The organism is Streptococcus sp. Z554, from assembly GCF_053010305.1.
Genome location: NZ_JBRKNV010000004.1, coordinates 36447 through 49701, shown reverse-complemented (window position 1 = coordinate 49701; position 13255 = coordinate 36447). Strand labels below are relative to the sequence as shown.

At 42.0% G+C, this 13255-nt stretch carries 15 protein-coding genes; all 15 read right to left on the bottom strand.

Going from position 1 to position 13255, the window contains the following annotated elements; all coding sequences use genetic code 11:
- Position 1 precedes the first annotated feature (1 nt).
- On the bottom strand, positions 2 to 2398 hold the full coding sequence (locus ACVC7R_RS04930) for a primosomal protein N' (RefSeq protein WP_447263787.1): 2397 nt from the start codon (positions 2396 to 2398) through the stop codon (positions 2 to 4).
- 84 nt (positions 2399 to 2482) lie between these two features.
- Positions 2483 to 2797, bottom strand: a complete 315-nt coding sequence (rpoZ, locus tag ACVC7R_RS04925) for a DNA-directed RNA polymerase subunit omega (protein ID WP_006152731.1) — start codon at positions 2795 to 2797, stop codon at positions 2483 to 2485.
- Between the two features lie 24 nt (positions 2798 to 2821).
- Positions 2822 to 3448, bottom strand: a complete 627-nt coding sequence (gene gmk, locus ACVC7R_RS04920; protein ID WP_447263786.1) for a guanylate kinase — start codon at positions 3446 to 3448, stop codon at positions 2822 to 2824.
- A 135-nt stretch (positions 3449 to 3583) separates the two neighbouring features.
- On the bottom strand, positions 3584 to 5197 hold the full coding sequence (locus ACVC7R_RS04915) for a ribonuclease Y (protein ID WP_447263785.1): 1614 nt from the start codon (positions 5195 to 5197) through the stop codon (positions 3584 to 3586).
- A gap of 216 nt (positions 5198 to 5413) precedes the next feature.
- Positions 5414 to 5668, bottom strand: coding sequence for a Txe/YoeB family addiction module toxin (locus ACVC7R_RS04910; protein ID WP_447263784.1), 255 nt, complete (start codon positions 5666 to 5668; stop codon positions 5414 to 5416).
- 3 nt (positions 5669 to 5671) lie between these two features.
- Positions 5672 to 5926, bottom strand: a complete 255-nt coding sequence (locus ACVC7R_RS04905; protein WP_447263872.1) for a type II toxin-antitoxin system Phd/YefM family antitoxin — start codon at positions 5924 to 5926, stop codon at positions 5672 to 5674.
- Positions 5927 to 6211: 285 nt separating this feature from the next.
- Entirely contained in the window at positions 6212 to 7309 is a 1098-nt protein-coding gene (locus ACVC7R_RS04900) for a nucleotidyltransferase (protein WP_447263783.1), read from the bottom strand.
- A gap of 9 nt (positions 7310 to 7318) precedes the next feature.
- Positions 7319 to 8059, bottom strand: a complete 741-nt coding sequence (locus ACVC7R_RS04895; protein WP_447263782.1) for a class I SAM-dependent DNA methyltransferase — start codon at positions 8057 to 8059, stop codon at positions 7319 to 7321.
- 451 nt (positions 8060 to 8510) lie between these two features.
- A complete protein-coding gene (gene rsfS, locus ACVC7R_RS04890; RefSeq protein WP_447263781.1) occupies positions 8511 to 8864 on the bottom strand; it encodes a ribosome silencing factor in 354 nt (117 codons plus the stop codon).
- Complete coding sequence (yqeK, locus tag ACVC7R_RS04885; RefSeq protein WP_447263780.1) at positions 8865 to 9458, bottom strand: bis(5'-nucleosyl)-tetraphosphatase (symmetrical) YqeK; 594 nt, start codon at positions 9456 to 9458, stop codon at positions 8865 to 8867.
- Positions 9458 to 10087 (bottom strand): nicotinate-nucleotide adenylyltransferase, encoded by a 630-nt coding sequence (locus tag ACVC7R_RS04880; RefSeq protein ID WP_447263779.1) that lies wholly within the window; start codon positions 10085 to 10087, stop codon positions 9458 to 9460. The genes yqeK and ACVC7R_RS04880 overlap by 1 nt, the downstream gene beginning before the upstream one ends.
- 48 nt (positions 10088 to 10135) lie before the next feature.
- Positions 10136 to 10447 (bottom strand): ribosome assembly RNA-binding protein YhbY, encoded by a 312-nt coding sequence (gene yhbY, locus ACVC7R_RS04875; RefSeq protein ID WP_000060171.1) that lies wholly within the window; start codon positions 10445 to 10447, stop codon positions 10136 to 10138.
- A gap of 215 nt (positions 10448 to 10662) precedes the next feature.
- The gene (yqeH, locus tag ACVC7R_RS04870; RefSeq protein ID WP_447263778.1) at positions 10663 to 11769 is read right to left on the bottom strand and encodes a ribosome biogenesis GTPase YqeH; all 1107 of its coding nucleotides are present in this window, start codon (positions 11767 to 11769) and stop codon (positions 10663 to 10665) included.
- 2 nt (positions 11770 to 11771) lie between these two features.
- Positions 11772 to 12299, bottom strand: coding sequence for a YqeG family HAD IIIA-type phosphatase (locus tag ACVC7R_RS04865; RefSeq protein ID WP_447263777.1), 528 nt, complete (start codon positions 12297 to 12299; stop codon positions 11772 to 11774).
- Positions 12300 to 12313: 14 nt separating this feature from the next.
- Positions 12314 to 13222, bottom strand: coding sequence for a magnesium transporter CorA family protein (locus tag ACVC7R_RS04860; protein WP_447263776.1), 909 nt, complete (start codon positions 13220 to 13222; stop codon positions 12314 to 12316).
- Positions 13223 to 13255: the final 33 nt, after the last annotated feature.

Below are 13255 nucleotides of genomic sequence, written 5' to 3'. Positions count from 1 at the left end.
TTTATAAAAATTGCTGCGGTTCGTGGTCAATACTGAGACGAAGCTCGCTATTTTCCCGTTCTTGAGTTAGAGCCAAGACCTGATTCAGGGTTGAAGCTAACTTATCTTCTAAACGATATTTAATTAAAATCTGATAGTGATAGAGGTTATGAGTACGGGCAATAGGTTTTGGCGTTGGTCCAAGGATGATACAAGCATCCGATAAACCTGACCGCAAAATCTCCATGACTTCATAAGCACGTTTGACAACCTCTTCTTCCTTCTTGTGAGAGAGGGTAATTCCAATCGTAAAATAATAAGGTGGATAACCTAGCTGACGTCGGATACTCATTTCATAAGCATAAAAACCTTCATAGTCCTGGTCCTTGGCAAAGCGAATAGCATAATGATTAGGATTGTAGGACTGAATCAAGACCTGACCTGCCTTTTCAGCGCGACCTGCACGTCCTGCCACCTGGGTCAAGAGTTGGAAGGTTCTCTCTGACGAACGGAAATCAGGTAGGTTCAAAGCCGTATCTGCATTGAGAACTCCAACCAAGGTCACATTTGGAAAATCCAAGCCCTTGGCAATCATCTGGGTGCCAAGTAAAATATCAGCCTCGCCTTTTCCAAACTGCTCCAGTAAGGCTTGGTGACTGCCTTTCTTACGAGTAGTGTCCACATCCATGCGCAGAATACGTGCTTGAGGAAAGAGCTCCACTAGCTCATCGTAGGCCTTCTGAGTACCCGTCCCATAGTAACGAATACTGCGGCTCTGACAGTTAGGACAGACATGAGGAATTTCCTTGGAAAAACCACAATAGTGGCAGTTCATAGTCTTGGTATCCATGTGCAGCGTCAAAGAAATATCGCAGTTAGGACAGGTATCAACAGTCCCACATTCTCGGCACATGACAAAACTTGAATAACCACGGCGATTGAGCATGAGAACCACCTGCTCTTTTTTGTCCAGACGATCTTGAATTGCCTCAATCAGAGGTGGTGTGAAGTTCGATGTCTCATTCTGCCCAATATAATCTCGGAAGTCAATCAGTTGAACTTCAGGAATACTTGCTAAAGGATTGGCCCTTTGTGTCAGGCGCAGATGTTGATAAACACCCTTGCCAGCACGCGCACGACTTTCTAGACTTGGTGTTGCAGAACCAAGGACTAGGGCAGCTTGATTGTACTGGGCTCGTAAAATAGCCACATCTCTAGCATGATAGCGAGGATTGCTATCTTGCTTGTAGCTGGCCTCGTGCTCCTCATCGATAATGATCACACCTAGATGTTTCAAAGGGGCAAAAATAGCAGATCTAGCCCCAACAACTACCTGCGCTTCTCCACGCTCCACCTTGCGCCACTCATCATACTTTTCACCATTGGACAAGCCTGAGTGGAGGATGGCAACTTGCTCACCAAAACGAGCAATAAAGCGCTCCGTCATTTGAGGTGTCAGAGAGATTTCCGGAACTAGAACAATCGCTGTTTTTCCCATATCCAAGGCACCTTGGATAATCTGCAAGTAAACCTCGGTTTTCCCACTTCCAGTGATTCCTTGTAGAAGAAAGGGAGGGTGTTGCTTCCCAATCGCCCCTACAACTGCCTCACAGGCTTGTTTTTGCTCTGGGTTTAACTCTAAGGCTTGATTGGCCTCAATGCCTTCAAAGTAGGCAGCTGAACGTTGGACTTCCTTTTGAAGGATCGTCAAGGCACCCTGTTCCACAAAGAAGTTAACTTGTTCCCGTGAGTAATTTTCTAATAAGACTGATAATGGAGTACTTTCAGGATGAGCTAATAAATAATCTCGCAATTCCAATTTCTTCTTAGCACGGTTTGAGATTTCAAGCTTTTCTAAGTTCTCAAGATTCACTTGAACCCAAGACTGTGTTTTAATCTTCTTCTGATCTACAGCCTGATACTCGAGTTTCAAGAGTCCTTTTCGAGTCAATCGCATCATCTCAGCCTGCTTTTCTAAGTCGAGTGATGAAAAGGCTAAAGATTCTTGCGAGCCGAATAAACGCTCTTTATCTTCCGGACTCAAGCCTTCCAGAGGATAGAGGATTTTATCATAACTAGAGTTCAAAAACCCAGGAAGCATGGCTTTAAGAATCGAAATTTTGTATGAAAAGACTGACTTACGTAGTTCTTCGGCCAACCAGAGTTGTTCCTCCGTTAAGACTGGAGAAAAATCAAGTACTTCTACAATCTCTTTCAAATCCTCGTCCGCCACTTCCTCATCGGACTCTTGTTCAAATCCTAGAACAATCCCCTGAATCAAGCGATTGCCCTTCCCAAAAGGGACATGAACCCGCATGCCAACTTCCAGCATATCTACAAATTCCTCAGGGACCTTGTAACTATATGGTTGGTCTGTCTGCATCAAGGGAACATCCACAATGATTTTTGCAATAACCATATCCTCACCTCCTTCTCTACTTAAATCGTTTCAATTGATTGAGTATTCTTGCAATAGAAAAAATAAGATTGAGTCCCCCCAACCTTAAATTTTTTCACCTTCTTCTTTTTCTTTCGCGATTTGCTCTTTGATTTTCTTTTCTTCTTCCTCTCTCAATCGTCTTTCTTCTTCGATTCGACGACGAACAGCTTCGCGTTTTCCTTCTGGATCTGGATGGATGGTTACATTCCCAGATTCAATTTCTTCCAAAGCACGAAGAGTTGATTTTTCAGATTTGAATTCTTGTGTTGGAGGTGCTCCTGCTTCTAACTCATGAGCACGTTTTGCTTCCAAAATTACGAGTGAATATTTTGATGGTACCTTGTCAAGCAAGGTATCAATAGAGGGTTTAAGCATCATTTGTTTGTACCTGTTTTCTATAGTTTATCGAATAGTCGGAGACTTTGGTAGCATATCTTGATAGTGGCCGATGACACGATCCACACGGAAATGTTCAGCTTCAATCACACGTTTAACACGTTCTGCAGCAAGAGAAACATGATCATTGACAATGGCGTAGTCGTACTCACGCATCAAAGCAATTTCTTCTTTGGCTTTTTCGATACGTTGGGCAATCACTTCTGCGCTATCCGTACCACGACCAACGAGACGGTCTTGTAATTCTTCCAAATCTGGCGGTGTCAAAAAGATAAAGACTGCATCTGGAACTTTTTTCTTAACCTGAAGAGCTCCCTGGACTTCAATTTCAAGGAAGACGTCAATCCCCTTATCAAGGGTTTCATTAACATAAGTCAGAGGAGTTCCATAGTAGTTTCCTACATACTCTGCATACTCTAACATTTGTCCTTGACGGATCAATTCTTCAAATTCTTCACGCGTACGGAAGAAATAGTCAACTCCGTCTACTTCACCTGGACGTTGAGCCCGTGTTGTCATAGATACAGAATATTGGAATTGATTTTCAGAATTCTCAAAAATTTCTCGTCTAACCGTTCCTTTTCCAACTCCAGAAGGACCTGAAAAAACGATTAGTAAGCCACGGTCTGCCATGATGTCTCCTTTGGATAGTTTGTGAAATGACTCGAAAATTCATCAGAATTCACAGTGTAAAGCCATTTCTGCTTACTACAATCTTTCTATCTAGTGTAACAAAAAAGCAGTAATTTTTCAACTGCTCTTTCTTATTTATTTTGCATAATCAACTGCACGAAGTTCACGAATCACGGTTACCTTGATATTTCCTGGGTAATCAAGAGTGTTTTCGATTTTCTCACGAACTTTGTGAGCCAAGATTGTGACCTTGTCGTCCTTGATTTGACCAGGGTTTACCATGATACGGATTTCACGTCCTGCTTGAAGGGCAAAGCTATTTTGAACACCTTCAAAGCTATTAGCAATTTCCTCTAAATCATGAAGACGTTTGATGTAGCTTTCAAGCGATTCACTACGAGCTCCTGGACGGGCTGCACTCAAGGCATCCGCTGCAGCAACAAGAACTGCAATCACACTTTCAGGTTCTACATCTCCGTGGTGACTAGCAATCGTGTTAATCACAACTGGGTGTTCCTTGTACTTGCGAGCCAACTCTGTACCGATCTCAACGTGGCTGCCTTCCACCTCACGGTCAATGGCTTTACCGATATCGTGGAGGAATCCTGCACGACGAGCGAGAGCCGCATTTTCACCAAGTTCACTAGCCATAATACCAGCCAACTTAGCCACTTCAATGGAGTGACGCAAGACGTTTTGTCCGTATGAAGTACGGAACTGCAAGCGACCCATAATCTTCATCAAGTCAGGGTGAAGGTTCGGCGCACCGATTTCAAAAGCAGCAGCCTCACCATATTCACGAATTCTATTATCAATTTCTTGGCGGTTTTTCTCTACCAACTCTTCGATACGAGCTGGGTGAATACGTCCATCCTTAAGTAAGGTTTCCATCGTCATACGGGCAATCTCACGGCGGATAGGATCAAAACCGGACAAGGTTACCACTTCTGGCGTATCATCAATGATGACATCGACCCCTGTCAAACTTTCAAAGGTCCGGATATTACGCCCTTCACGACCAATGATACGACCTTTCATGGTATCATCAGGCAGATGCACTGTCGAGTTAGTAGACTCAGCTACATACTCACCGGCAATTCTCTGCATAGCTTGGGACAGGATATCCTTGGCAAGCTTATCTGAACGCTCCTTGACTTCTTGCTCAGCCTCACGAATACGGCTAGCAATTTCCTTGGTCAAGTTTTCTTCTGTCTGTGCTAAGATAATGTCTTTTGCCTCTGACTGTGTCAGACTTCCGACACGCTCAAGTTCAGCTTGCTTTTGCTTTTCAATTTCCTCTAGTTGCTCTTCACGTACATCAAGGTTTTTTGCTCTATCAGAAATACTTTGTTCTTTTTGTTCAAGTGTTTTTTCTTTGTTCGTCAAATTATCGTCTTTACGGTCAAGGTTCGCAGCTCTCTCCGTCAAACGACTTTCGATTTGCTTGAGTTCTTGACGCTCTGACTTAAATTCAGCGTCCACTTCTTCGCGGTATTTTCTGGCTTCTTCTTTAGCCTCCAATAGTGCTTCTTTTTTAAGGGATTTGCTTTCGCTCTTAGCTTCATTAATTAATAAATCCGCTTCGCGCTCAGCTTGTCCTCGTAAATTAGTTGCTTCTTGTTCAGCATTTAAAAGCATCAACTCTGCAGCCTCTTGTGATGATTTCATCTTGACTGAGATGCTGACATATCCAATGACTAAACCAATGATGACGGCAAAAACAACAATCGCAATTGTTATGATTTCCATGTTTTTACCTCAATTTATTTGTTTATCTGAATGACATGCATTCTTATACATTTTACCACAAAAAAATATTTTTAACAAACCTTAAATGGAAGTTATTTTACTTATTTTTAGAGGTCATATCTTCATTTTTCCCTGTAAAATAGGCTTCTGCAATCCAGCTATTTTTTTAAAGATTTTTTTAGAAAATATAAGAAAAAAGCCTACCTTTCAGTAGACTTAGTAATGATCCTTAAAGGATAAGAAAGCGATACTATCTCCATCCATCATATAGATGATGCGATTTTCTGCGTCAATACGACGTGACCAAGCTCCTTGGAAATCATATTTGAGCGGTTCTGGTTTACCAATTCCTGTAAATGGATCGCGTTGAATATCTTTAATTAGTTTGTTGATTCTTTTTAGCGTTTTTTTGTCCTGAGTTTGCCAGTAGCAATAATCCGCCCAAGCATCTTCTGTAAACTTGAGTAGCATCCATCACTCCTCAATCACACGGACCTGAGTTTGTCCTGCACGAACTTGGGACATTCCTCGCAAGACCTTGTCAGAAAGTTCCCTATTCTGAGCGATTCTCAAAGTTTCCTGAATACTATCCCACTCACTTTTTGAAAGGACTACAATATCCTCGTCAGGATTTTTGTTGACCACCGTCAAAGGCTCAAACTCATCGTTTACCTTCTTCATGTAGTCTTTTAAATGATTTCGGAATGTTGAGTAAAGAACTGCTTCCATAACCATACCTCGTTTTACCTCTTTTCCACTATTATACACGAAAAGAAAAAAATTTTCAGGAACTTGTACAAGATTTTCCTTTTCTATCTATTTATTCGAAAAAAACTTATACTCAATAAAAATCAAAGAGCAAACTAGGAAGCGAGCCGCAGGTTGCTCAAAACACTGTTTTGAGGTTGTAGATAGAACTGACGTAGTCAGTTATCCTACACATACGGCAAGACGAAGCTGACGTAGTTTGAAGAGATTTTTGAAGAGTATTAAAAAGCCTACCTCTCAGTAGACTTAATTTGATTGAATTTTAATTGGCACTCGGCCAAAATTCTGCTCTGCTATGCTTGGTTGTCCTAGTTGGTAAATCTGGTCTGCCTTTTGGGACATGGCATCCCAGGGCTCTTTCCCAATTCGGCTGATTAGATTAACTTGCTCTTTCAGAGATTTGAGGTGTTGCCTGCCTTTTTCAGTAAATCCAAGAACATGTATACCTACTGGCAAATCACTTTCTCTAGCCTGAACCAAGATATAGGTCAAAAGGCGTCTGACACGCGCTTTAGTGTACCGTTTGGTCGCAACAGCTTCCACCAATTCGTCCACAGACTGGGCTGTTTTGATGGCTTCCTTAATGCGCACTGCCATTTCTTGATTGACCTGATAGATGGCGGTTAGGTCTGAATTTGACAAGATTTGATAGCGTAAGAGTTGAAAATAATCTTCCCAGCTCACTTTAATAGCACCTTTAAAGACCTCAACAGAAGGCATAAAGCGTCCTAAGAAATCTGAGTCTGCTTGATGCTGACGGATGGCTGTCGCTGAGGCAAAGGCCACATCCTTGTCCACAGAATGGTAGCCTGCCCCCTGACGTTGAATCGGATACAACTTGATGTTTCGTCCAGCAACTGCCTTGGCATAGGCAAGAGCAAGGACATGATTGGGCGTATCACCTGAAAAATCAAGACCTGCAAATTCCTTCCACATGGCTTGGGTTTTCTGAGGGTAGGAGAGAGAATCAGGTAATTCTGCAATATAGCGCTCCATCTCTTGACTACGCTCTGCATATAAGTCAGCGATTTTCTGATAATCTAGAACTTCCTCTGTCCCAAAGCCTAGAGTATCAATCCCCAGCCGGGCCAAGATATCCACAGCTCCTTGCCCAAAGAAATCCGCCGCCTGAACACTGACTAAAAAGGGCAATTCTACTACCAAGTCTGCCCCATTCTCCAGTGCCATCTGGGCCCGAGTCCACTTATCTACAATAGCAGGCTCTCCACGCTGCATAAAATTTCCAGACATGGCAACAATCTTCAGCCCATCCGCCTGTTCTAGCAGGTATTTGTGGCCATTATGAAAGGGATTGAACTCCGCGATAATACCAGTGATGGTCATGATATTCTCCTACTTCTGCGCCACAAAAAACCAACGGGTGCTAGTTTCTGTAGGCTCCTTGTCCTCAAAGTCAGCATAAAGTTTGAAGGATTTAAAACCAGCCTGTTCCAGCAAAATATCATAGGTCAAGACTTCGTATGTCCGTTCTTCATGCACTTCATCGTGACGACTAAAGGACCCGTCTGCTTCCTTGATAAAGAAAGTCAGTTCATGCACGATAGAGTGAGGGGCTTCATCCTCATAGGTATCCCAAAGCATGGCAAAGTCTTCTGCATTTTCATGGTAAGAATAGCCTGGAAAAACTTCGTCAGTCTGGTAGGTCGAATGCACATCAAAGATAAAAACACCATCTTCATTGAGGGCATTATAGACTTCTTTAAAGACGTCCCCTACTTCTACTTCGTCCTGCATGTAGCAAATAGAGTCCGAATAACAAGTGACAAAGTCATATTTCCCTGCCTTGGATAAATCTAGCATATTGCCTTCAATAAAATCAATCTTTTGCTTGGCTGAAACTGCTCTCTTCTCCGCAATCTTCAACATGTCCGCGCTCAAATCCAATCCAGTTACATCAAAACCAGCCTGAGAAAAGCGAACGGACTGGATGCCTGTCCCACAAGCCAACTCCAAGAGTTTCTTTCTCTCCTTAGTCTTTGGCAAATGACGGAGGGAAAAATCCGTCCATTTATCGTATAAACTATCGTCCATCACAGCATCGTAAACAGCCGCAAAGGTTTCATAAGTCGCCATAATTAAGATACAAAGAGCGTTAAAAGCAAAGAGAAAATAGGAAACTTTCTGCCGTATCATCAGATAAAAAGAAAGTTACTCTTTTTATCACAGCTTTTAGCTCGTGTTCAGTTTCAACATCAACCAAACACGACGCCCTCACCTTTCTAACATTTTTTCTAAAATAAGCAAAGAAACTCAGTTGACTGCAACTGAGTTCGATTGAAGACAAAGCCTTTTTAAGACTTTCCTTAGGTGATTTCGGACGTCTGCGACCTTCTTCGAAGTTCCAAGACTTAGTTTTGAGTCTAAGGTCACAAAACTCCCGACTTCTTGAAACATTATCGCTTCAAGAAGTTTTTATCACAACGGAAAGTCTCGGTAATTTCTCACTTCGCACTCAGAAAATAAGAATAATCTCAATACATTGTCGAATTTCAAAGCAATTCCCAGCCGAAGTTCAAGTCATCTTCTAGGCCAAAGTTTCAGATAAGTCTACTGAATCCGCCTCATGCCATAGTTTTTCTAGGTTATAGTGGGCACGCATTTCTTCTGAGAAGATATGCACAACGACTCCACCGAGGTCTAGCAAGACCCAGCCTCCAGCTGCATCACCTTCGACATGGCTACCTTTAAAGCCAGCTTGGGCTACTTTTTCACGGATATTTTCAGCGATAGCATCCAATTGACGGCTATTCATAGAGCTAGTGATGACAAAGTAGTCTGTTACACTGGTCAATTCTTGTACGTCAAGTGCGAGGATATCCTCAGCACGTTTCTCATCAGCCGCTTTCACGACTAGTTCTAGTAATTCTTTTTCGTTCATTTAATCCTCTTTCAAATAGTGCACATAGGCGTTATAGGTTTCAAGGGTTTGGGGATAGATAGGAAATCCCTGGTGAGCCAAATGCTCCACGGTACGAGCTGTTTCATAGGCTACTGCCTTATTAAGCGATAAACTTGCAATTTCACGCGCCTGATCCACACCTGGAAAGGCACGATTATGCTCGATATAGTCTGCGACGTAGATGACCTTGTCTAGGTCCGTCATCTGACTAGCTCCAACTGTATGGATTTCAATAGCTCGCAGGATTTCAGCATTTTGCAAATCCAAATCTTCCTGAATCTTGTAGATGCCGACCATGCCATGCCAGACATTGTTACCCCAATTTTTGAGGTCAGGGTCTAGCTGATAACGTTCAATCAAGTCTATAAATTCCTGATCGGATAGTTTTTTAGCATAGTCATGAAGGAGACCTGCCAAACCTGCCTTTTCAACATCTACACCAAAGCGCTGAGCCAATTCCATGGCTGCACGCTCTACACCTAGACAATGGGTTAAACGTTTCTCGGGTATAAGCTCTGCCATTTTTTCCAACAATTCCTCGCGGGAACAGTTGATGTAGTCTTTATATGCCATTAGTAGAGACCTTCCTTCTCGATATAGTCTAGTACTGGTTTTGGTAGGAGAAAGTTAGGTGTACGTCCTTGGGCAATAAAATCACGCACCATACTCGATGAAATGTCCATCAGGGGCACATCTACCCAAATGACTGGATAAGAAGTCCCAGCCTTGTAGCGTGGTCGTTGAACTCCTACAAACTGAACGAGGTCAACCAGTTCATCAATTCTATACCACTTAGGTAAATAGTCTACCATATCGGCACCGATGATAAAGTAATAATCTGTATCTGGATTCTTCTCTGTCAAGAGTTTCATGGTGTCGTAGGTGTAGGAAATACCCTTGCGCTCTAGCTCGATTGTCTCAATGGCCAGTCCTTCAATCCCCTCAATCGCCAATTCAAGCATTTTAAGACGGTGGTGTTCAGAAATGGTTTCCTTTTTGTCTACGTGAGGTGGTTGGTATTCAGGCATCAGCAACACTTGATCCAATCCCAACTGCTGACGCACTTGATCTGCGACGATCAGGTGGGCATTGTGAACAGGGTTAAAGTTTCCTCCTAAGATTCCAACTTGCTTGCGTTTTTTATCCTTGATTTCTGGCTCTAACTCCACTTTTGTAAAGGGAGTTAATAATTCGATTGCCATAGGTTAATCTCCTTTACTTTTCTGTAAAAACAGTTTTGGAGTAGCGTTTTAGATTTCTTTGACTTTTTTAGAAATCTTGCGATTTTCTTTCTTGCTTGATTGTTTATACAAAATCAAGATACGTCCGATTTTTTGGACTGTATCCACGCCGATTTCTTCCTCCAAGATTTCAGCTACTTCGTGGATGTTTTCATCTGTATTTTGCAAGAGAGTAACCTTGATCAACTCGCGGGCATCCAGTGCCTGACGAACGCTAGTTTTGATTTGGTCGTTGAGTCCATTTTTCCCGATTTGAATGATGGGTTTGAGGGTGTGTGCCTGGCTGTTGAGGAAGGCACGTTGTTTTGATGTTAATGACATTATCTTAAATAAAAGAGTTTCTTTTCATACTTTTCTTAGGTGATGACGGACGTCAGCAAAGTCCTTTGGACTTTCATGACTAAAATTTGAGCCTAAGGTCTCAAATTTTCCGAAGTTGGTACAATCACTTGTACCAACTAACACCACGGCGAAAAGTATTCTTTATGGGGCTCGCAATGCTCGCCTTTATAAAGACAACCCTTTCCTTTCTGTGTTTAAATAATTGCTTTTCGTGTGACGACTGCTACACCTTCTGGTGCCCAGACGGCGACTTTGGCGATTCCTGTTACACGGATCCAGCCGAGTCCTGAAATGACTAAATCTGTCTTGTCCTTGATAGTAAAGACATGTTGGACCAATTTTGGAAAATCTTCTTTTTCCTTGCTATTTGGTGGTGTGAGGAGGGTTCCAAGGTGCTTATCATAAAAAGCACTTGCCCCTTCAAGTTTGGTACGGTGAAGTTTGAGTTCATTGTCAAAGAAAGCTGTAAATCCTTGCTTTTCTCCTTCAATGAAATCAAATCGTCCCAAGCCTCCTAAAAATAGAGTTTGCCCTGGATTGAGCTGGTAGGTTTTAGGTTTGATTTCCTTTTTAGGGCTGACATACTTGAGGTTTTTAGCCGTCAAGTAGTGGGCCATCTGATGACGATGGATAATTCCCGGTGTATCATAAATATAAGAACCATCATCAAGTGGGATCTCAATCTTATCTAAGGTTGTCCCTGGAAAACGTGATGTTGTGATGACGTTCTGGTCACCCGTAATTTCCTGGATAATTGCATTGATAAGAGTTGATTTCCCAACATTGGTAACCCCAACTACATAGACGTCACGACCCTTACGATAGTGCTCAATTTTATCAATGACTTCCTTGATAGCATGCTTGTTTTGTGCGGAAGTTAGGACGACATCGACAGGACGCAAGCCCTCTTCGTGGGCTCGTTCCATGAGCCATTGGCTAATCTTGCCAGGTTTAACTGACTTAGGGAGGATATCTTTTTTATTACCAACCAAGAGCACATCATTACCGGATACAAAACGTGGCAAGCCTGGGATAACAGAACCATTAAAGTCAAAAATATCAGTAACATTGACCACCAAGGCATCACTGTCTCCCACCTCGTGCAAGAGTTTTAGGAAATCATCATCCGTCAACTGCACATCTGTGATTTCATTGTAATGACGAAGACGAAAACAGCGTTGGCAATAGACTTCACCAGTTTCCAAACCTTTTTCAAGTGCTGACTGAGGCGTAAACCCTAGACCAGTTTTATCTGTCGTCTGAATGCTTGCTCCACAACCAATACAGAGAATTTCTTCCATAGTTAAATTCCTTTTTTATATGTGATAGGGCCATATTTTTCAGTGATTTGTTTCATGACACGGCGCTCACGAGCTCTGTTAATCTGTGTTTTGATAGAGTCATGCTGGAGCAAGGGTTTGACCAAAATAGAACGAATCCCTGCTCGGTGAGCAGCTCGAATATCCGTCATGAGTTGATCCCCAACCATGACCACTTCGTTTTTTTCATAGTGGAATTCCTTCATGGCACGGTCAATCCCGAAAGTAAAGGGCTTCAAAGCCCAATACACATAGTCAATCCCAAATTTTTCAACGGCACGTTGAACTCGTTTTTTAGAGTTATTGGACACTACGATAATGCGAATACCAGCATCACGAAGATCGTGTAGCCATTTCTTCATCTCTGGAGTCCCGTCAGGGTTATTCCAAGCAATCAGAGTATTATCCAAATCCACCAAAACAGCTTTTATTCCCTGTTTTTGCAGGCTTTCTACTGTCAAATCATAAACTGCTTCTACAGCAAAATCTGGCATGTAATTTTCAATCGCCATTCTGGCTCCTTCTCTTAACTTATTTTTGCAATTTTTTTGAGAAAATGGGATAGAACAAGCCACAAGACAGCGCTGGCCAAAGTGATGTAAATCCATGCATGCTTGTCCTCCATCAATGGAAGAGGAACATTCATCCCGAAAAATCCTGTTATAACCGCAAGCACGGCCAATAAAACTGAAATGATGGTCAAGGTTGTCAAGTTATCATTCAGGTTGTTGTTTAGGATATTATTGTATGAGCCAGACAGTTGTTGGAGAACTTGAGAAATCAAATCTGTCATAGATACCAACTGATGAGCCTCAATCATAGCATCATCAAACTGCTCTTTTTCAATTTCATCCAAACGACGATAGAGGGCATGCCCTTGGATATGTTCCAGTAAGATACGGTTTTGTTTGGCAGCTGCCGTTAGATAAACCATACCTGTCTCCAAGTCAGAAAGGGCAAAGAGATTTTTCTTGGTTGTTCTCTGACGAAGTAAGCTGTTGACTTCATCTTTACTCTTATCCATCTTTTCAATGATTGGATAATAGGCGTTACTAATGATTTCTAGACTAGCAAAAAGAAATTTGTAAATAGAAAGCGACTCATGGCTATCTAGATAAGCTAACATCTGATCAATGACATAAGCATTCTTATGGTTACTGATGGTAATCATTCGTTTGTTTTCAACGATAAAGGTCATGGGAATCGCTTCATAGTAATCCTTGTCCTTTTCTAAGTCCAGAACATTGTAGATAAAGGTCACAGTCCCATTCTCACGGTTGTAATCCATGTGGGCACGTTCATTTTTATCCAGCGCATATTCGATGGTTTCCTTATCCAATCCGTAGATTTCAGATAAATCTTCAAGATTTTTAATTTTTTCTACATCTAGATTGATCCAAACACAACCATTTCCTAATTGCTCATCTAAAAACATCGTTTCTCCTTTACCAAACTCTTTCTATTGTAC